17 protein-coding genes are annotated in these 18,847 nt (G+C 60.5%); 5 read left to right on the top strand and 12 right to left on the bottom strand.

All coding sequences use genetic code 11. The features are described from left to right. Positions 1 to 84 precede the first annotated feature (84 nt). The 3 genes from JKA62_RS20830 to JKA62_RS20820 form a co-directional block, all read right to left on the bottom strand. Complete coding sequence (locus JKA62_RS20830) at positions 85 to 669, bottom strand: hypothetical protein (RefSeq protein WP_201819220.1); 585 nt, start codon at positions 667 to 669, stop codon at positions 85 to 87. A gap of 13 nt (positions 670 to 682) precedes the next feature. Further along, on the bottom strand, positions 683 to 1,084 hold the full coding sequence (locus JKA62_RS20825) for a hypothetical protein (RefSeq protein WP_201819217.1): 402 nt from the start codon (positions 1,082 to 1,084) through the stop codon (positions 683 to 685). 119 nt (positions 1,085 to 1,203) lie between these two features. After that, positions 1,204 to 1,419, bottom strand: a complete 216-nt coding sequence (locus tag JKA62_RS20820; protein WP_041475315.1) for a hypothetical protein — start codon at positions 1,417 to 1,419, stop codon at positions 1,204 to 1,206. Positions 1,420 to 1,528: 109 nt separating this feature from the next. Here JKA62_RS20820 and JKA62_RS20815 point away from each other — a divergent pair, with 109 nt between their 5' ends. The 3 genes from JKA62_RS20815 to JKA62_RS20805 are packed head-to-tail and all read left to right on the top strand — an operon-like array spanning position 1,529 to position 6,992. Then, the gene (locus JKA62_RS20815; RefSeq protein WP_011334597.1) at positions 1,529 to 2,773 is read left to right on the top strand and encodes an exonuclease SbcCD subunit D C-terminal domain-containing protein; all 1,245 of its coding nucleotides are present in this window, start codon (positions 1,529 to 1,531) and stop codon (positions 2,771 to 2,773) included. Continuing rightward, positions 2,770 to 6,411 carry an AAA family ATPase gene (locus tag JKA62_RS20810; RefSeq protein WP_201819215.1) on the top strand — a complete coding sequence of 1,214 codons (3,642 nt, stop codon included), beginning with the start codon at positions 2,770 to 2,772 and terminating at the stop codon, positions 6,409 to 6,411. Before JKA62_RS20815 ends, JKA62_RS20810 begins: the two co-directional genes overlap by 4 nt. Then, positions 6,408 to 6,992, top strand: coding sequence for a glutathione S-transferase (locus JKA62_RS20805; RefSeq protein WP_201819213.1), 585 nt, complete (start codon positions 6,408 to 6,410; stop codon positions 6,990 to 6,992). Before JKA62_RS20810 ends, JKA62_RS20805 begins: the two co-directional genes overlap by 4 nt. Before the next feature lie 5 nt (positions 6,993 to 6,997). Here JKA62_RS20805 and JKA62_RS20800 read toward each other — a convergent pair whose 3' ends face one another. The 8 genes from JKA62_RS20800 to JKA62_RS20765 form a co-directional block, all read right to left on the bottom strand. Next, entirely contained in the window at positions 6,998 to 7,255 is a 258-nt protein-coding gene (locus JKA62_RS20800) for a hypothetical protein (RefSeq protein ID WP_011334600.1), read from the bottom strand. After that, positions 7,252 to 7,464 (bottom strand): hypothetical protein, encoded by a 213-nt coding sequence (locus tag JKA62_RS20795; RefSeq protein WP_201819212.1) that lies wholly within the window; start codon positions 7,462 to 7,464, stop codon positions 7,252 to 7,254. The genes JKA62_RS20800 and JKA62_RS20795 overlap by 4 nt, the downstream gene beginning before the upstream one ends. 254 nt (positions 7,465 to 7,718) lie before the next feature. Next, positions 7,719 to 7,898: a hypothetical protein gene (locus JKA62_RS20790; protein ID WP_011334602.1), complete on the bottom strand. Its 180-nt coding sequence runs from the start codon at positions 7,896 to 7,898 to the stop codon at positions 7,719 to 7,721. Between the two features lie 156 nt (positions 7,899 to 8,054). Beyond that, complete coding sequence (locus tag JKA62_RS20785; protein ID WP_201819211.1) at positions 8,055 to 9,230, bottom strand: lactonase family protein; 1,176 nt, start codon at positions 9,228 to 9,230, stop codon at positions 8,055 to 8,057. Then, positions 9,227 to 9,535, bottom strand: coding sequence for a DUF5629 family protein (locus JKA62_RS20780; RefSeq protein WP_041475571.1), 309 nt, complete (start codon positions 9,533 to 9,535; stop codon positions 9,227 to 9,229). Before JKA62_RS20780 ends, JKA62_RS20785 begins: the two co-directional genes overlap by 4 nt. Positions 9,536 to 9,634: 99 nt before the next feature. Then, complete coding sequence (locus JKA62_RS20775) at positions 9,635 to 11,215, bottom strand: aldehyde dehydrogenase (NADP(+)) (RefSeq protein WP_201819210.1); 1,581 nt, start codon at positions 11,213 to 11,215, stop codon at positions 9,635 to 9,637. Positions 11,216 to 11,224: 9 nt separating this feature from the next. Then, positions 11,225 to 12,217: an AraD1 family protein gene (gene araD1, locus JKA62_RS20770; RefSeq protein ID WP_201819209.1), complete on the bottom strand. Its 993-nt coding sequence runs from the start codon at positions 12,215 to 12,217 to the stop codon at positions 11,225 to 11,227. Between the two features lie 35 nt (positions 12,218 to 12,252). Beyond that, complete coding sequence (locus JKA62_RS20765; RefSeq protein WP_201819208.1) at positions 12,253 to 13,575, bottom strand: MFS transporter; 1,323 nt, start codon at positions 13,573 to 13,575, stop codon at positions 12,253 to 12,255. 193 nt (positions 13,576 to 13,768) lie between these two features. On the opposite strand from JKA62_RS20765, the gene JKA62_RS20760 reads away from it, so the two are divergent. Together JKA62_RS20760 and JKA62_RS20755 are read left to right on the top strand one after the other, a co-directional pair. Beyond that, positions 13,769 to 15,505 (top strand): IlvD/Edd family dehydratase, encoded by a 1,737-nt coding sequence (locus JKA62_RS20760; RefSeq protein ID WP_011334608.1) that lies wholly within the window; start codon positions 13,769 to 13,771, stop codon positions 15,503 to 15,505. Positions 15,506 to 15,657: 152 nt separating this feature from the next. Beyond that, entirely contained in the window at positions 15,658 to 16,377 is a 720-nt protein-coding gene (locus JKA62_RS20755) for a FadR/GntR family transcriptional regulator (RefSeq protein WP_201819207.1), read from the top strand. Positions 16,378 to 16,459: 82 nt separating this feature from the next. Here JKA62_RS20755 and JKA62_RS20750 read toward each other — a convergent pair whose 3' ends face one another. Next, positions 16,460 to 18,844: an efflux RND transporter permease subunit gene (locus tag JKA62_RS20750; RefSeq protein ID WP_007957414.1), complete on the bottom strand. Its 2,385-nt coding sequence runs from the start codon at positions 18,842 to 18,844 to the stop codon at positions 16,460 to 16,462. Between the last annotated feature and the right edge of the window lie 3 nt (positions 18,845 to 18,847).

Genomic DNA, 18,847 nt, shown 5'->3' with positions numbered 1-18,847 from the left:
GCTGCGCTTGAAAAGCCCCTGCAAATATTACGTAGTGGATAAATGGCTAAACTCGAGTTTTGTCCACCCGGACACCTTCCTGTTTTATAGAAACCTCAGCTTCCAATAATCACTTCCGTCCTTTACCCAATATCGCTCTCTATCGGGAATCAGGAAACTGAAATCCACGCACTGAGCAATCCAGCCAGGGTATACGGATTCTTCGTGACAGCGGCCATAGTCCATATGCATGTATATTTTTCTGTCAAAGTTCACATAGAACTTAGAAAGCCGCGAAACAAAAATATTAGCCAACTTGAATTCGTCAACACTCAGCGCTTCACCCGACAAATAATGCTGCTCTATTCGCTCAAATAACTTCCCGTCGGGTTCAAACAGGGCATCCAGCTCCAGTGGAGAGAGAACCTTTCCCTCTGAAGCCTCGAGATACTGCGGAAAGTTGTCTGCAGTCAACCTCAGCAACCCTCCTCTAAAACTCTTGCACGCCAGCTCATACTGCTCTTGCGTTATATCCCCGCTTTCCAGGTAGGTGCGATAATCTTTTTCCGCATCAAGGCAGAAATTATATTTCTCATCAACAACCCAGAAACAGCTACCGTGACATACAAAAAAACCAATACTTTTTTCGCCTTCCCAGAGACCATCACAAACTGCTTGATTCAATATCACTTCCCGAACCCTTTTAAGAATCCATCTTCATTCTTTTCTGTTGCGGAAATTTGTTATTCAAGTAAAGCCTATAACTTAAAGGTGCCGCCTCAATGAGAGCGGCAACATTATCGCCTCGAGCTGAAAAACAGTCGACTACGGACTCTACAAAGTAATAACGCTGTTCCGCCCCTTCACCCAGGCAAAGTTGAAAATCCTTAAAGAAAATCAAAAGACTTTGGAATGAATGGGCAGACACCAATGCACTACCTAAAAGTTCATACGCTGAAATATAGTATGCATTTTCCAAAACGCCCTGCGCGCCGCCCAGATCAGACAATGCCATCTCCAAGGATTCGATCGAGAGCAGACCCGAAGAGTTCAGCAACTGCAAAAATTCTTTAAAAAGATCATGAGGCAAACATTTAGTCGACATTCTCTCTCCCCCGAAAACCATTACTTTTTTTACCCGGGCGAGTCAGGCCCACACTTCCTGGAGATCAACTGGGACAAATTTATTTAATAACCACCCGCCTTTTTTACTCTTCGCCACATTTACAAATTTTCTGAAATAACTTCTAATTCATCCCAAAGTCTGGAAAGACCAATCCCTTCCATATAAGTCACGTAATCTACAAAACCGGGAAACGTAATCTTCTCGATCGAGTTGAAGCCGGCGGACTGCTCGAACAAAATTGATATCAATTTAGTGGCCAGATGGTAGATACCCGATGTATGGCCGTCAATTGAAGGATCAACGGCGATCGCCACCCCGACCTCCCGGACAAGCCTACCCGTCGCAATAATCTGTAAACTCTCCCCTCTTTCGCCGCCCTTCTCATTCCGGCGGCCACCACCTCTTTATATTGCGGAGTCAGCCTTGCGTCTGTTTCACACCTCCGACTGGCACCTTGGGCAGAACCTCCACGGCCAGGAGCGCGATTTCGAGCACGCCTGTTTTCTCGAGTGGCTGCTGCGCCAATTGAAGCTGGCGCAGCCGGACGTGCTGCTGATCGCCGGCGACATCTTCGACACCGTCAACCCGCCGGTCAAAGCCCAGGAACGCCTCTACGATTTCATCGTCAGCGCCCACGAACAACAGCCGTTGCTGACCATCGTGATGATCGCCGGCAACCACGATTCCGGCTCGCGGATCGAACTGCCGGCGCCGTTGATGCGGCGTTTGCGTACCCATGCGCTGGGCCGGGTGTTGTGGCTGGATGACGGGCAGCTGGATGCGGAACGTCTGCTGCTGCCGCTGCCGAATGCTTCCGGCGAGATCGCCGCGTGGTGCCTGGCGCTGCCGTTCCTGCGGCCTGCCGAAGTGACCGGCGCGCATCTGGGCGATAACTATTTGCGCGGGATCGGTCAGGTGCATGAATGGCTGATCGAAGCGGCGAACGCCAAACGCCAGCCGGGCCAGGCACTGGTCGCCATCAGCCATGCGCACATGGCCGGCGGCTCGGTGTCGGAAGACTCCGAGCGCAGCCTGATCATCGGCAACGCCGAAGCCCTGCCTGCCAGCCTGTTCGGGCCGAGCATCAGCTATGTCGCCCTCGGCCATTTGCACAAGCCGCAGAAGGTCAATGGCGAAGAAAGAATTCGCTACAGCGGCTCGCCGATCCCGTTATCGTTCTCGGAAATCGCCTATCAACATCAGATTCTCGACATCGTGCTCGACGGCGAAACCCTGGTCAGCGTCGAGCCAAAACTGATCCCTCGCGCGGTCAATCTGCAACGCCTCGGCCCTGCGCCGCTGGCCGAAATCCTGCTGCAACTGGCGGATCTGCCGAACATCGACCTGCTGGCCGAAACCCAGCGTCAGCCGTGGCTGGAAGTGCGGGTGCGCCTCGACGAACCGCAGCCGGATCTGCGCCATCAGGTCGAAAGCGCCTTGCAAGGCAAAGCCGTACGACTGGTGCGGATCGCCGCCGAATACGCCGGCAATCGGGGCGCTGACGGCGCCGAGGACGGCAGCGCGCTGATCGAACTGGACCAGCTCACGCCGCAGGAATTGTTCAGCCGCGCCTGGCTCGACAATTACGGCAACGAGGTCGACGAGCAAACCCTCAAGGACTTCGCCGAGCTGCTGCAAGACGTACAAATGGAGGGCGAGCAGCCATGAAGATTCTCGCCATTCGGTTGAAGAACCTCGCCTCGCTGGCCGGCCCGTTCGAGATCGACTTTACCGCCGAACCGCTGGCCAGCGCCGGCCTGTTCGCGATCACCGGCCCGACCGGCGCCGGCAAAAGTACTTTGCTCGATGCGCTGTGCCTGGCGCTGTTCGGCGCCGTGCCGCGCCTGAACAACACCGGGCGTGACGCCAAGGTGCCGGACGCCGACGGCGAAATCGCCACCGGCGACCCGCGCACCTTGCTGCGTCGCGGCACCGGTGAAGGTTTTGCCGAAGTGGATTTTGTCGGCGTCGATGGCCGCCGCTATCGTGCGCGCTGGGAAGCCAATCGCGCCCGTGAAAAGGCCGGCGGCAAGTTGCAGGCCAGCCGTCAGAGCCTGCGCGACATCGATCAGGATCAACTGCTCGCCAGTCAGAAAGGCGAGTACAAGACTCAGCTCGAAGCTGCGCTGGGCCTGAACTTCGAACAGTTCACCCGCGCCGTGCTGCTGGCCCAGAGCGAGTTCAGTGCCTTCCTCAAGGCCGACGACAACGACCGCAGCGAACTGCTGGAAAAGCTCACCGACACCGCGCTCTACACCCGCCTCGGCCGCCGCGCGTTCGACAAGACCAAAGAGGCCCGCGAAGCCCACAAGCAGTTGCAGGATCAGGCCACCGGCGTGACTCCGCTGGCCCCTGAAGCCCGCGCCGAACTCGACGAACGCTTCAACGCCGCCCAGCAGCAACTGAAGTTGCAGCAGGCGCAGCTCAAGCAGATCGAGCAACAGCACGACTGGCTCAAGGAACTGCTGCGGCTGCAAGACTCGCAACAAGCCGCCGCCGAGCAACTGCGCAGCGCCGAGCATGAGCGAGAGTCGCTGGCCGGTGAGCGTTTGAAGCTCACCCGCCTGGAACAACTCGCGCCGCAACGGCACCAGTTCGCCCGCAAAACCGAACTGGATACGCTGCTAACGCCGCTGGCTGCACAGATCCAAGTCCACACCCGGCAAGAAAGCGAACTGACCGAGCGCCAGACGCGACTGGAACAGGATCTCGCCGCCGCGCAGATCGCCCTGACCCAGGCGCAAACGCAGTTGAGCGAAAGCGCGCCACTATTGCGCCAGGCTTTCGAGGAGCAAAGCACCCTCGCCCGCCTCGCCAAGGACGTTGCGTCCGGCGCCGAAGCGAAGCACGCCGCAGAGCAGGCCTGCACCCAGGGCCAAAGCACGATCCAGTCCCTGCTCGATCAGCAAAAACAGGTCGCCGAACGCTTGCAACGCATTGCCGCTGATCTTGAGCAAAGCGCTCATCTGGCACCGTTGAGCGAAGCGTGGAATGCCTACCGCGACCGCTTGCAGCAACTGATGCTGATCGGCAATCGGTTGAACAAGGGCCAAGGTGAACTGGCCTCTCTCGAAGAAAACGCCACTCGCGCCAGCGAAGCGCTCGCCACGCAGAAGCAACAGCTGGAAGTGCTGTTCAAGGAGGCCGGCGCCGAGCCTGACGCGGTCGCCGAGCAGATCGGCATCCTCGGCACTCTGTTGCAGGACAACCGCAAGCAATTGCGCGCCGTCGAGGACCTGACGCGCCTGTGGGCCAGTCAACAGGAACTGGACAAACGCAGTGCCGAGCTGCAACAGCGCCAGCTCGATGCGCAACAGGAGCGCGAGCGCCTGACTCAGGACGGAGTAAAAACCAAGTCCGAGCTGACCGTCGCCGAACAGACCCTCAACGTCACCCGTGAACTGCTTGAGCGTCAGCGTCTGGCGCGCAGTGCCAGTGTTGAAGAGCTACGCGCGCAGTTGCAGGACGACCAGCCGTGCCCGGTGTGTGGCAGCAACGAGCATCCGTATCACCAGCCGGAAGCCCTGCTGCAAAGCCTCGGCCGTCACGATGAAAGCGAGCAGGCCAGCGCGCAGCAAGCCGTCGATCAACTGAAGGAAAAACTCACCGAGCTGCGCGCCAGCGTCGGTGGCGTGATTGCCCAACAGAAAGAGTTGCTGCAACAGCAGGAACAACTGGCTGCTCAGCAACAATCGCTGACGCCGAGCATCGAGGCGCATCCGCTGGCGGCATCGTTGCTGGATCAGGACAGTGACAAGCGCGCTGCGTGGCTGACCCGCCAGAATGAACAACTGAACCGGAGCATCACCCAGGACGAACAGCGCCAGACCGCCCTGCTCACCCTGCAACAGGATGCGGCGCGCCTGACTCAGCAGTTGCGTCAGGCCGAAACGGCGCACCAGCAAGCGTCGCAGCACCTGAGCAATCAACAGCGCGAACTGAGCGCTGACCGCCAACGCCTGGACGAAGAACTGGCGGCCTTCGCCACACTGCTGCCGAGCGACACGCTCGAAGCCCTGCGCGCTGAACCAGCCGCAACATTCATGCAGCTCGACCGGCAGATTGCCGAGCGTCTGGCGCAAGTCGATCAGCAGAAGGAAGAGCTGGCCGAACAGCAACAACGCCAGCAGACGCTCGAGAAAGAACAGGACCGCCAACAGGGCCGTGTGCAGCAGCTGCAAAACGCTGAGCAGCAGCTCAACGCGCTGACCGGGCAACAACAGGCCAGCCAGGAAAAACTGGCGCACTTGTTGGGCGATCACAGCTGCGCCGAGCATTGGCAGCAGCAACTGGAACAGGCCGTGGAGCAGGCGCGCAACGCCGAATCCACGACGACTCAGGCGTTGCAGGACGCACGTACGCAGCGGGTGCAAATCGCCGCCGAACTGAAAGCGCAGCAAGAGCGTCTGCAAGCGCTGGAAACCGAAGATCGTGATCTGGCCGGCAAGATTGCCGACTGGCGTGCGCGCCATCCGGAACTGGATGACGGTGGCCTCGAAGACCTGCTGCGGATCGATGACGCGCAGGTCGACGAACTGCGCCAGCGCTTGCAGCACAACGAAAAAGCCGTTGAACAGGCCAAGGTGTTGTTGCAGGAACGCGATCAGCGCCTGCGCGATCATCAGGCCCAACACAACGGCAATCTGGATGCCGAACAACTCGCCAGCGCCCTCGCCGACCTGCAAAACCAGTGCACGGCCAGCGAACAGCAATGTGCCGAACTGCGCGCCGAGCAGGCCGAAGACCAGCGGCGCCAGAACGCCAATCAGGCGCTGGCGCAGCAGATCGCCGATGCCTATGCCGAGTATCAGCGCTGGGCGCGGCTCAATGCGCTGATCGGCTCGGCCACCGGCGATACCTTCCGCAAGATCGCCCAGGCCTACAACCTCGACCTGCTGGTGCATCACGCCAACGTGCAGCTGCGGCAACTGGTCAAGCGCTATCGCCTCAAACGCGGCGGCAGCATGCTCGGCCTGTTGGTCATGGACACCGAAATGGGCGACGAACTGCGCTCGGTGCATTCGCTGTCCGGCGGCGAAACCTTCCTCGTGTCGCTGGCCCTCGCACTGGGCCTGGCCTCGATGGCATCGAGCACGCTGAAGATCGAATCGCTGTTCATCGACGAAGGCTTCGGCAGTCTCGATCCGGAATCCCTGCAACTGGCCATGGACGCCCTCGACGGCTTGCAGGCACAGGGGCGCAAGGTTGCGGTGATTTCGCACGTGCAGGAAATGCACGAGCGGATTCCGGTGCAGATTCAGGTACAGCGCCAGGGCAACGGTCTGAGCACACTGGAGGTGAAATGAACACGCTGTATTCCTTCCGCCGCTGCCCGTATGCGATGCGGGCGCGGATGGCCCTGCGTTATTCGGGTGTGCCGGTGGAGATCGTCGAAGTCAGCCTCAAGGCTAAACCGGCGGAGATGTTGGCGATCTCGCCCAAGGGCACGGTACCAGTGCTGGATGCGGGCGGTCAGGTGATCGATGAAAGCCTGGAGATCATGCGTTGGGCGCTGGCGCAGCATGATCCGGATGACTGGTTGCTGGGTGGTGATTCAAGGATCGCCGAGTTGATCGAAGCCAACGATCGCGTATTCAAGATTCACCTGAATCGCTACAAGTACGCCGAGCGTTATCCGGAACAGCCGATGGAGGTTTATCGGGCGGAAGGTGCTCTGTTCTTGCAGAAACTGGATGAGTTGCTCGAGGGTCGCGATTACTTGCTGGCCGGGCATCCAAGCCTGGCCGATATCGCGCTGTTGCCCTTCGTTCGCCAGTTTGCTCACGTTGATCGTGACTGGTTTGCGCAGACGCCTTACGTGCGGTTGCAGGCCTGGTTGCAGCGGTTTCTGGAATCGGAGCTGTTCACCGGCATCATGAAAAAGTAGGCGCGTTACGCCAGCACTTCGCACATGCCGATGGCCGAGCAATCCACTTCGAACGGGCCGAGAAAACCGCTGGCGGTTTTCACTGGTGGGTTGCCGGCCAACAGCCCCAGCGCATTGGCCCGTTCGATGTTATGAGCAATGCTGTGGTTGGCCTCTATGGCCCGGGCCAGTCCGCCGACCGAGCCCTGGCCGAATCCCAACAGGGAAGCGCCGTTGGTCATGAACGCCAGCCCGGCGATGACCCAGAGTCTGTAGCCTTTCATGCTCCGCCGACTCCTGCGAGTTCAGCTGAATCCACCGCTGCGTTTTGCGAGCGGAGTTCGAACTGGATGCCGGGATGTGCAACGTCGATCGGTGCTTCGAAGCTGTGTTGCGACTGCGATGCCAGACTGACAAACAGGACCATGACCAGGTACAGACCGATGGCCAGGTAGGCGCCGCGTTGGGCGGAAGTGATGATTGAACTGGCCATGATGTGTGCTCCGTGGACAATGTTTCGAGGTCCACAGAATCGATCAAAAAAGCCGGGGTAACCACTCAGGGTTTTCCATAGTAACCATCAGCTTCGTTGATTATTTAGCCGGTCTATCTCGCCGTTTGAAAATGGCTATCGCCGATCGTTGCGCAGGCAAAAACTGCCCAAGGCTGCGATCTTTTGATTTTGCTTTTTGGGAAACAAGATCAAAGGATCGCAGCCTTGGGCAGTTCCAGGGCGTGACGGAAATTTCAGTGTTGAGCTTTGTGATCCAGCGCGGCGTAGAAGTTGGCGCTTTGTTGCAGGTATTTCTGGGTGTAGCTCTGGGTGTGGGATTTTTTGTCGCTGATTTCAACGTTGGCGCTGGCTGGCAGAGCCACGGTGGCGGAGATGGCGGAAGCGGCGATGATCGAGAAGAGATTGAAGTTCATGGCGGTAACCCTCGTGTTCAGTTGGCTGGCTTGCCCGGTTGGGCCGTGAAGCAAACTTAACGCTCGAGGGTTGATCGCTTGAAATGCTTTGCAACATTACCTGTTATCAGCAGGATTAATACAAAGCTTCAGGCCCCGTAGACCGGGGCCTGCGGCTTATTGACGCACGAGAAACTTGAGATCGCTCGGGGCGTCCATTGGCAGTTTTTGCACGGTTTTGCCCAGCAGACCGGTCTTGCCGTCGCGCTCGACCACGACAATCTGGTTGCTCTTCTGATTGGCGATCAGCAGGAATTTGCCGCTTGGATCGAGGCTGAACTCGCGCGGGTGATCGCCTTCCACCGAACGTCGTTGCAATTCCTTGAGCTGGCCACTGGCCGGGTCGATGGCGAACACCAGCAGCTGATTGGCGGTACCGCGGTTGCTGACGTAGAGGAATTTGCCATCGGCGGACGCGTGCAGCGCGGCGGCGGCTTTGTCCGCGGTTGGCTGGCCGGCCGCCAGATCGACCAGTTGCGTCTGGGTCAGCACGCCGTCCTTGTAGTCGAACACCGCGACCTGAGCACTCATTTCCATGGTCAGCCAGGCATGTTTGCCGTCCGCGCTGAACAACAGATGACGCGGGCCGCTGCCGGCTGGCAGTTGCACCGACGCGGTTTTCGCCGGGGTCAGCGGCAGATCCGGGTTGGCTTTCGGGTCGAATTGGTAGATGAAGACCTTGTCCGCACCCAGGTCATTGGAGAACACGTAACGGCCGTCCGGCGAGGACACCGTCGAGTGCACGTGGTTCGAGGCCTGACGTTCGGGATTGACCCGGCTCGCCGGGTGCGCGCTCATCTGCACCACCGGTTTGAGCTTGCCGTCGCTGCCCACCGGCAATACCGCGAGGGTGCCGCCCGGGTCTTCAACCACCGAGTAGTTGCTGACGAACAGATGGCTGGCGTCGCCGCTGAGGCTGGAATGGGTCGGCTCGTTGCCCAGGCTCTGGACCTGATTGATCAGGGTCAGCGCGTGAGTCTTCGGATCGATGGCGTAGCTGCTCACACGACCGACCGGATCTTTCTGGCCTGGGCCGTTTTCGTTGACCACGAACAACCGGCGCTGATCCTTCGACAGGGTCAGCCACGACGGGTTTTCGCTCTTGATCACTTGCAGCGGCTTGGCGGCGATCTGGCCGGTGGCGCTGTCGAAGTTCATCCGGTAGATGCCTTCGCTGGTGCCGGCGGTGTAGGAGCCGACCAGCAACTGGAAGCTTTCGGCCGAGGCACTGGAAAGCCCCATGGCGCCGACGCTGCCGGCCATCAGCAATGGCCAGAATTTACGCATGTTCATTCGGCTTCATCCTCGTCGTCGGCGCTGCTCAGTACATCCCCGAGGCAGACCAGACGGTGTTCGCCAACGGTCTTGGTGTCGCTGGAAAAACCGACGATCAGCCAGCTCTGCAGGTCTTCATCAAACGTCGCCGCCGCCACCTGAGCCGGGGTGAACTCCCAATGCTTGGCGGCCCGGCCATCGATGCATTCGATGTGCAGGTTGTCGTCTTCATCGAGGGCGAATTCGAAAGCGTGCAGGCCGTCGATTTCGACCATACCGCAGTGTTCGAGGGCGTTGAGAAGGGTGTCGGTTACGGCAGTCATGGCAATCATGTCTTTCAGGGGGGAAAGGGCCAATGATAGCTCAAAGCCCCGCGTTTGATCGCTCCCACGCCCTTCGCGGGAACGATCATGCGGCGTGAGTCAGAGGGCTTCGCGCGATGGCTTGCCGTCGACCAGCCGCTGAATGCGCAGCGGGTTGGCGTTTTTCAGCGGTTCCGGCAGCAGGCTGTCGGGGTAGTTCTGGAAGCACACCGGGCGCAGGAAACGATCGATCGCCAACGTACCCACCGAGGTGCCGCGGGCATCGGACGTCGCCGGATACGGCCCGCCGTGCACCATCGAATCACAAACCTCAACACCGGTCGGATAACCGTTGAGCAGGATCCGACCGACCTTCTGCTCCAGCAATGGCGTCAGCTCCGGGAAGCGTTCGAAATCCGCCTGTTCGCCGATAATTGTCGCCGTCAGTTGCCCATGCAGGCCCTGCAACGCCGCACTCAGCTGCGCCTTGTCGGCCACTTCGACGATCACCGAAGTCGGGCCGAACACTTCTTCCTGCAGCACTTCATCGCCATCGATCAACAGGCTGACGTCGGCCTTGAACAACTGCGGCTGCGCCTGATTGCCCTGTTGCGGATTGCCCGCCAGATGCTCGATGCCGGCGTGGGCCAGGAGTTTTTCCAAGCCTTTGCCGTAGCTGCCGAGGGTGCCGGCATTGAGCATGGTTTGCGCCGCTTGATCTCCGATCAGCGCCGCGACTTGCTCAACAAACGCGGTGAACTGTGGCGAACGGATGCCGATCACCAGACCCGGATTGGTACAGAACTGACCGCAGCCCTGCACCACCGACGCAGTCAGATCGCGAGCGACGGTGTCCGAACGCACGGCCAAAGCCTGGGGCAATACGATCACCGGGTTGATGCTCGACATCTCGGCGAACACCGGAATCGGTTGAGGGCGCGCGGCGGCCATGTCACACAGTGCCCGTCCGCCTCGCAGCGAACCGGTGAAACCCACGGCCTGAATAGCCGGATGCTTGACCAGCCATTCGCCGACGCCACCGCCGTAGATCATGTTGAACACACCGGCCGGCATGGCGGTTTTTTCCGCCGCGCGGATCAGCGCATCAGCGACGAGTTCGGCCGTAGCCATATGACCGCTGTGGGCCTTGAACACCACCGGGCAACCGGCCGCCAGCGCCGACGCGGTATCACCGCCGGCGGTGGAGAATGCCAGTGGAAAGTTGCTTGCACCGAACACCGCCACCGGGCCGAGGCCGATGCGGTACTGGCGCAGATCCGGACGCGGCAGCGGCTGACGATCGGGCAACGGCAGGTCGATGCGTGCACCGTAGAAATCACCGCGTCGCAGGACTTTGGCGAACAAGCGCATCTGGCCGCTGGTGCGCCCTCTTTCACCTTGAATCCGTCCGGCCGGCAGTGCGGTTTCGCGGCAAACCACGGCGACGAAATCATCGCCCAGCGCGTCCAGCTCATCGGCAATCGCATCGAGAAACTGCGCGCGGCGTTCGGCGCTGAGGCTGCGATACGCCGGATACGCCGCCGCAGCGGCTTTTGCGGCGGCGTCGACTTCCGCTTCCGTGGCCTGAATGAAATCGTGGGGCAGTGCTTCGCCCGTAGTGGCGTCGACGCTTTGCAGCTTGACGTTGCCCGCCGCGCTGCGACGACCGCCGATGTAGTTGTGACCGAGAATCTGAGTCATGGGATCTCCTTAAAGGGTGCCAATGCTGTCCGGTTCGAATGCCGCTGCGACCGGGGTGATGCCGTTGACCAGCGGTGCGCCGAATTCGGCCTGGCTGATCTCGAACACGTCGCCCGGCTGAGTGCGGATGCCATCGGCGAACGACAGGGTCGCGGTGCCGAAGAAGTGAATGTGCACATCGCCCGGACGCAGGAACTGGCGGTACTTGAAGTGGTGGTATTCGAGGTTCGCCAGGCTGTGGCACATGTTGGCCTCGCCGCTGAGGAACTCGTTCTGCCACAGCACTTCGCCGTCGCGCAGGATGCGGCTGGTGCCCGCCAGGTGTTGAGGCAATTCACCCGTGCGAAGTTCCGGGCCGTAGCTGCAACTGCGCAGTTTCGAGTGGGCCAGGTACAGGTAATTCTTGCGCTCCATGACGTGATCGGAGAACTCGTTGCCCACCGCAAACCCCAGGCGATACGGCTTGCCATCGTGGCCGATGATGTAGAGGCCGGCCATCTCCGGCTCCTCGCCGGCGTCTTCGGCAAACGGCGGCAGCGGGAACGGCTGACCGGGACGCACAACGATGCTGCCGTCGCCCTTGTAGAACCATTCCGGCTGCACGCCCGCCTGCCCCGCCGCCGGTTTTCCGCCCTCCACGCCCCACTTGAAGATGCGCATGGTGTCGGTCATCGCCGCTTCGTCGCCAGCCTGCTGATGCATCTTGTCCCGGGCCGACGCGCTGCCGAGGTGCGTGAGGCCGGTGCCGCTGACCAGCAGGTGCGCCGGATCCGGGTGATCCAGCGGCGGCAGGATCCGCAGTTTGGCGAGCAATTCGGCGTAATCGTGGCTGATGCCCAGACCCAGGGTTTGCACTTGCTGCGCGAGGGTGCTGCCGGCCTCGATCGCGGCCAAAGCAAGATCGCGGACTGTGCGCGCATCCTGCACTTCACACACCAGACCGCCCTCGACCACCCCGACACGGCGCTCGCCGCTACTCAATTCGAATTGAACCAGATGCATGATGTTCTCCTGTTAAAACAAATCCCGGATCGAAATCAGGTGCGCGTCGCGCCGCGCGCGCTCGCTGCAAATTGCTCGACTGGCAGCACATGCTTGCGCTCGAGCAAGCGATAGACGACACCCGTCAGAATCAGCCCGCACACCATCACCCCGGACAGGAAGTACAGGCCCGAAGCGAGGTTGCCGGTGTATTCCTTCAAGGCGCCGATCACGAACGGGCCGATGTAGCCGCCGAGGTTGCCCACCGAGTTGATCAAGGCAATCCCGGCTGCAGCACTGGCACCAGCGAAGAACCGCCCCGGCAAAGTCCAGAACACCGCCGTGCAGGAAAACAGCGCGAACGCCACCAGACACAACGCCGCCAGTTGCGCCACCGGCAACGACAGCCAGGCGCTGAGGAACAGGCCGATCGCGCCCAGCACATAAAGCACCGCCAGATGGCCGTAGCGATCATTCAAACGGTCGGAACTGCGCGGAATGATCAGCAGGCCGATGATCCCGAAGATGTACGGCACCGATGACACGAAACCGGTCACCAGATCGCTGCCGCCGAACTGTTTGATCAGAGTCGGCAGCCATAGGCCCAGACCATAGATGCTCAGCGTGACCGGCAGATAGAACAGCGCCAGCAGCAACACACGTTTGTCTTTCAACGCATGCAGCGGATTGCCGTGACGGGTCTGGCCGTATTCCTGCAGGTCCTTTTTCAGCTCGCCGGTCAACCAGTCCTTCTCGGCCTGATCCATCCATTTCACTTGCTGCGGGCCGTCCGGCAGCCAGCGCAATACCGGCCAGGTCAGCAGGATCGCCGGGGTGCCGATGACGATGAACAGCCACTGCCAGCCATGCAGGCCGAGGATGCCGTCCATGCCCAGCAAACCGCCCGAAACGGGGCCGGTGATCATCATCGCGATGGGTTGGGACAGGATGAACAGCCCGAGGATCTTGCCGCGATGGCGCACCGGAAACCATTGAGTGATGTAGTACAGAACGCCGGGAAAGAACCCCGCCTCCGCCGCGCCGAGCAGAAAGCGCATCACGTAGAAACTGTGCGGGCCCTGGACGAACGCCATGCCGATGGTGATTGCGCCCCAAGTGATCATGATCCGCGCGAACCAGCGCCGCGCGCCGAAGCGTTCGAGCATCAGGTTGCTAGGGATTTCAAACAGAAAGTAGCCGATGAAAAACAGCCCGGCGCCGAGGCCGTAGGCGGCATCGCCAATGCCGATGTCGGCGCCCATGTGCAGCTTGGCGAAGCCGACGGCGGAGCGATCCACATAGGCGATCAGGTACAGCAGGATCAGGAAGGGAATCAGTTTCAGCGTGATGCGCCGGACAAGCCGCAGTTCCTGGCTCATGAGATCGGTCTCCGATTGTTGTTTTTATGGAACCTCGGGGGACGCCTCTCGCAGAAAACCGCCAGGGCCATCCCTCCGTCGAAATCGACTATATAGTAATACTAATTGCGCAACAACACTTCCAAAGCTGCGATTTTGCGCTTATGTTTAGCCGAAGCTCGTAAACAATAGTCTTACAATAAGAGAATCGATCATGTCTGATAAGAAACCCACCCTGCGCTCCGCCCAATGGTTTGGCACGGCCGACAAGAACGGCTTCATGTACCGCAGCTGGATGAAGAATCAGGGCATCGCCGACCATCAGTTCCACGGCAAGCCGATCATCGGCATCTGCAACACCTGGTCGGAACTGACCCCGTGCAACGCGCACTTCCGCCAGATCGCGGAGCACGTCAAACGCGGGGTGATCGAGGCTGGCGGATTCCCGGTGGAGTTTCCGGTGTTCTCCAACGGCGAATCGAACCTGCGCCCGACCGCCATGCTCACCCGCAACCTGGCGAGCATGGACGTCGAGGAAGCGATTCGCGGCAACCCGATTGACGGCGTGGTGCTGCTGACCGGTTGCGACAAGACCACCCCGGCCCTGCTGATGGGCGCGGCCAGTTGCGACGTGCCGGCGATCGTCGTCACCGGCGGGCCGATGCTCAACGGCAAGCACAAGGGCAAGGACATCGGTTCCGGCACCGTGGTCTGGCAGCTCAGCGAACAGGTCAAGGCCGGCACCATCACGATTGACGATTTCCTCGCGGCCGAGGGCGGCATGTCCCGTTCGGCCGGCACTTGCAACACCATGGGCACCGCGTCGACCATGGCCTGCATGGCCGAAGCACTGGGCACTTCCCTGCCGCACAACGCGGCGATTCCGGCGGTGGATGCGCGACGTTATGTGTTGGCGCACATGTCCGGCATGCGTGCGGTCGAGATGGTGCGTGAAGACTTGAAGCTGTCGAAGATCCTGACCAAGGAAGCCTTCGAAAATGCGATCAGGGTCAACGCAGCCATTGGCGGTTCGACCAACGCGGTGATCCACCTCAAAGCCATCGCCGGGCGCATTGGTGTCGAGCTGGATCTGGACGACTGGACGCGCATCGGTCGTGGCATGCCGACCATCGTCGACCTGCAACCGTCCGGGCGTTTCCTGATGGAAGAGTTCTACTACGCGGGCGGCCTGCCGGCCGTGCTGCGGCGTCTTGGTGAAGCCAATCTGATTCCCAATCCGAACGCGCTGACCGTCAACGGCAAATCCATCGGCGAGAACACCAAGGACGCACCGATCTATGGCGAGGACGAAGTGATCCGCACCCTCGACAACCCGATCCGCGCTGACGGCGGGATCTGTGTGTTGCGCGGCAACCTGGCGCCGCTGGGCGCAGTGCTCAAACCGTCAGCCGCCACGCCGGAACTGATGCAGCACCGTGGCCGCGCCGTTGTGTTCGAGAACTTCGACATGTACAAGGCGCGGATCAACGACCCGGAACTGGACGTCGATGCGAACTCGATTCTGGTGATGAAGAACTGCGGGCCGAAGGGTTATCCGGGCATGGCCGAAGTCGGCAACATGGGCTTGCCGGCCAAGCTGCTGGCGCAGGGCGTGACCGACATGGTGCGCATCTCCGACGCGCGGATGAGCGGCACGGCTTACGGCACCGTTGTGTTGCACGTTGCCCCAGAAGCCGCAGCGGGCGGGCCTTTGGCGGCGGTGAAGGAAGGTGACTGGATCGAGCTGGACTGTGCCAGCGGGCGTCTGCATCTGGATATTCCGGACGCTGAACTGGCAGCGCGGATGGCGGATCTGCAACCGCCGCAGCAGCTGTTGGTGGGAGGGTATCGTCAGTTGTATATCGACCATGTGCTGCAGGCGGATCAGGGTTGCGATTTCGACTTCCTGGTAGGTTGCCGAGGGGCTGAAGTCCCGCGCCATTCCCACTAACACCGTCATCCCCTTGTGGGAGCCAGCCTGCTGGCGATGGCGATCTGTCAGTTGATATTCATATTGACTGATACACCGCTATCGCGAGCAGGCTCGCTCCCACATTGCTATGATGCGCGGCATCTCCATCGCTCAGGATCGCGCCACTCCCCATGGATTACCGCAAACCTTCCGACCGTAAAAGCATGCACTCGCGCATCGTCCAGGAACTGGGCATGCAGATTGTTTCCGGACGCTTTCTGCCCTGCGACAAACTGCCCGCCGAAGCCCTGCTCTGCGAGGAGTACGCGGTCAGCCGGCCGGTGTTGCGCGAAGCCACGCGAGTGTTGGTCGCCAAGGGCCTGGTGTATTCCAAACCCCGCGTCGGCACCGTGGTCAAGCCGCGCCGCGAATGGCACATGCTCGACCCGGACGTGCTGCACTGGCTGATGCAAAGCAGCCCGCAGAACGAGTTCTTCAACGTCCTGACCAGCGTGCGCAGCATCATCGAACCGGCCGCCGCCGCCCTCGCCGCCCAGCACGCCACCGATGCCGACATTGCGTCGATTGCCGAGGCTTACCAGCGCATGGAAGCGGCCCCAACGCCTGAGGCGTTGCTGCAGCCGGATCTGGACTTTCACAGCCGGATTGCCGACGCGACCCACAACGATTTGCTGGCCAACCTGTGCAACATGCTTGCGGTGGCGATTGCCGAGGCGCTGAAGCACTCCAACCAGCGGCCGAACCTGCATGAGCTGGCGTTGCCTCGACACAAGGCGATTTTGACGGCGATCGAGAATCGGGATGCGTTGGGGGCGCGGCATGCGACGTTGGTGCAGCTGGATGATGCGCGCAGTGCGCTTAGCGCCGTGCTAGGCACTGAACTTTCCTAAGCCTAGAGACCGCTTGCCCTCACCGCAGGCGTAAAAAAGCCGCAACCCAAAGATTGCGGCTTTTTCGTTTCAGCCAAATGGATCAGTGAGCAAACAGAGAATTGCCCTTCTGCCCCGCGAGTTTCTCCGGCTTGATCAGGAACTTCGCCAGTGCCGGCAGCAGCCACAGCGCACCGAACATGTTCCACAGCAGCATGAAGGTCAGCATCAGGCCCATGTCGGCCTGGAACTTGATCGCCGAGAAGATCCAGGTGCACACGCCGATGGCCAGGCACAGACCGGTGAACAGCACCGCTTTACCGGTGGATTTGAGGGTCTGGTAATAGGCTTCCTGCAACGGCAGGCCGGCACGCAGGAAACTTTCCAGGCGGCTGTAGATGTAGATGCCGTAGTCCACGCCGATCCCCACGCCCAGCGCCACCACCGGCAGCGTCGCCACTTTCACGCCGATGCCCATGAACGCCATCAGCGCGTTGCCCAGCACCGAGGTCAGCACCAGCGGCAGCACGATGCACAAGGTCGCCGCCCACGAGCGGAAGGTGATCATGCACATGACCGCCACGCAGATGTACACCAGGATCAGGATGGTCAGCTCGGACTTCTTGATCACCTCGTTGGTAGCCGCCTCGATCCCGGCGTTACCGGCGGCGAGGATGAATTCCAGGCCTTCCTTGTTGTTTTCCTTGGCGAAGTCCTGCACCGCATGCACTGCGCGGTCGAGGGTTTCAGCCTTGTGGTCGTTGAGGAACACCAGCACCGGCGCCAGCGAGCAACTGTTGTTGTACAGGCCGTCGGCCCGGGCGATGGAGTTGTTCAGCACGTCCGGGTTGCGCGACAGGGTTTCCCATTTCAGGTTGCCCTCGTTCATGCCCTTGATCATCTGCTTGGACACGGTCACCAGCGAGATGGCCGACTGCACGCCCTCGGTGTTCTGCATCTTCCACATCAGCTCGTCGATCGGCGCCATGGCTTCATAGCGCGAGCAGCCTTCGGACTTGGTCTTGACCATCACCACCAGCACGTCGGAGCTGGTCGAGTAGTTGCTGATGATGAAGTTGTTGTCCTTGTTGTAGCGCGAGTCTGGACGCAGTTCCGGCGCACCCTGGTCGAGGTCGCCGATCTTCAGGTTCTGGCTGTACCAGAGGCCGCCACCGAAGGCGACCAGCGCCAAAGCGATGGAGATCGGGGCGACTTTCGGGTTGGCGAAGTTCGACAGCAGGCGCCAGAACGGATGTTCGCGGTGCGCGTCCTTCTTGCTCTTGGCGATGGCGCGCTTGCTGATGCCGACATAGGAAATCGCCACCGGCAGCAGGATCAGGTTGGTGAACACGATCACCGCCACGCCGATGGAGGCGCCGATGGCCAATTCGCGGATCACGCCGATGTCGATGATCAACAGCGTGATGAAGCCGACGGCGTCCGCCAGAATCGCGATCATCCCCGGCAGGAACAATTGACGGAAGGTCCGCCGTGCGGCGGTCAGGGCGTTGTCCGCCTCGCCGGATTGCAGGGCGATCCCGTTGATTTTCTGCACGCCGTGGGAAATGCCGATGGCGAAGATCAGGAACGGTACAAGCATCGAATACGGATCGAGGCCGAACCCGAAGAAGTGCATTAACCCCAACTGCCAGACCACCGCCACCAGCGTGGTGCTCAACACCGCCACGGTGCTGCGCAGGCAGTTGGTGAACCACAGCAGCAGGATCAGAGTGATGACGAAAGCGATGCCGAAGAACATCACCACCATCACCAGGCCGTCGATCAGGTCGCCGACCTTCTTGGCGAAACCGACAATGTGGATCTTGACGTTGGGGTTCTGCGCTTCGAACTTGTTGCGGATCTTGTCTTCGAGCTCATGGGAGAACTGGCGATAGTCCAGCGCCAGCAGCTTGCCCTGGTCCTGCGGGTCCGGGTAGGACTCCAGCAGCGGGATGTCGACGATGCTCGACTTGAAGTCGTTGGCCACCAGACGCCCGACCTGACCGGACTTGAGCACGTTGTTGCGCAACAGATCGAGGCTGTCCTGGGAGCCGTTGTAGCTCTGCGGGATCACTTCGCCGCCGGCAAAACCTTCCTCGGTGACTTCGGTCCAGCGCACGCTCGGGCTCCACAGCGACTTGAGGCCGGAACGGTCGACGCCGGAGATGTAGAACACCTCGTCGTTGATCTGACGCAGGGTCTCCATATACTCCTTGGAGAAGATGTCGCCATCCTTCGCTTCCACCGAAATGCGTACGGTATTGCCCAGGTTCGCCAGATCGTTGCGGTGCTCCATCATCTTTTCAATGAACGGATGCTTGAGCGGGATCATCTTTTCGAAACTGGTGGACGGACGGATCAGCGTGGCCTGCCAGAACAGGAAAATGCTGACCAGCAGGCAGATCACGATCACTGCCGGGCGGTTGTTGAAGATCAGGCGCTCGAGAAACGTCGCCTTGTCCTGATGATGAGTGCTCAAGGAAGTCATAGC

The organism is Pseudomonas sp. B7, from assembly GCF_016735645.1.
GTDB lineage: Bacteria > Pseudomonadota > Gammaproteobacteria > Pseudomonadales > Pseudomonadaceae > Aquipseudomonas > Aquipseudomonas glycinae.
The sequence above is the reverse complement of the archived record's forward strand: the minus strand, read 5'-3'. Positions and strand labels throughout refer to the sequence as shown.

Coding starts and splice junctions, on each gene's coding strand:
- JKA62_RS20825 (WP_201819217.1), bottom strand. CDS start 1,084: ATGTCGACTAAATGTTTGCCTCATGATCTTTTTAAAGAATTTTTGCAG.
- JKA62_RS20810 (WP_201819215.1), top strand. CDS start 2,770: ATGAAGATTCTCGCCATTCGGTTGAAGAACCTCGCCTCGCTGGCCGGC.
- JKA62_RS20805 (WP_201819213.1), top strand. CDS start 6,408: ATGAACACGCTGTATTCCTTCCGCCGCTGCCCGTATGCGATGCGGGCG.
- JKA62_RS20800 (WP_011334600.1), bottom strand. CDS start 7,255: ATGAAAGGCTACAGACTCTGGGTCATCGCCGGGCTGGCGTTCATGACC.
- JKA62_RS20795 (WP_201819212.1), bottom strand. CDS start 7,464: ATGGCCAGTTCAATCATCACTTCCGCCCAACGCGGCGCCTACCTGGCC.
- JKA62_RS20790 (WP_011334602.1), bottom strand. CDS start 7,898: ATGAACTTCAATCTCTTCTCGATCATCGCCGCTTCCGCCATCTCCGCC.
- JKA62_RS20785 (WP_201819211.1), bottom strand. CDS start 9,230: ATGAACATGCGTAAATTCTGGCCATTGCTGATGGCCGGCAGCGTCGGC.
- JKA62_RS20780 (WP_041475571.1), bottom strand. CDS start 9,535: ATGACTGCCGTAACCGACACCCTTCTCAACGCCCTCGAACACTGCGGT.
- JKA62_RS20775 (WP_201819210.1), bottom strand. CDS start 11,215: ATGACTCAGATTCTCGGTCACAACTACATCGGCGGTCGTCGCAGCGCG.
- araD1 (WP_201819209.1), bottom strand. CDS start 12,217: ATGCATCTGGTTCAATTCGAATTGAGTAGCGGCGAGCGCCGTGTCGGG.
- JKA62_RS20765 (WP_201819208.1), bottom strand. CDS start 13,575: ATGAGCCAGGAACTGCGGCTTGTCCGGCGCATCACGCTGAAACTGATT.
- JKA62_RS20760 (WP_011334608.1), top strand. CDS start 13,769: ATGTCTGATAAGAAACCCACCCTGCGCTCCGCCCAATGGTTTGGCACG.
- JKA62_RS20755 (WP_201819207.1), top strand. CDS start 15,658: ATGGATTACCGCAAACCTTCCGACCGTAAAAGCATGCACTCGCGCATC.
- JKA62_RS20750 (WP_007957414.1), bottom strand. CDS start 18,844: ATGACTTCCTTGAGCACTCATCATCAGGACAAGGCGACGTTTCTCGAG.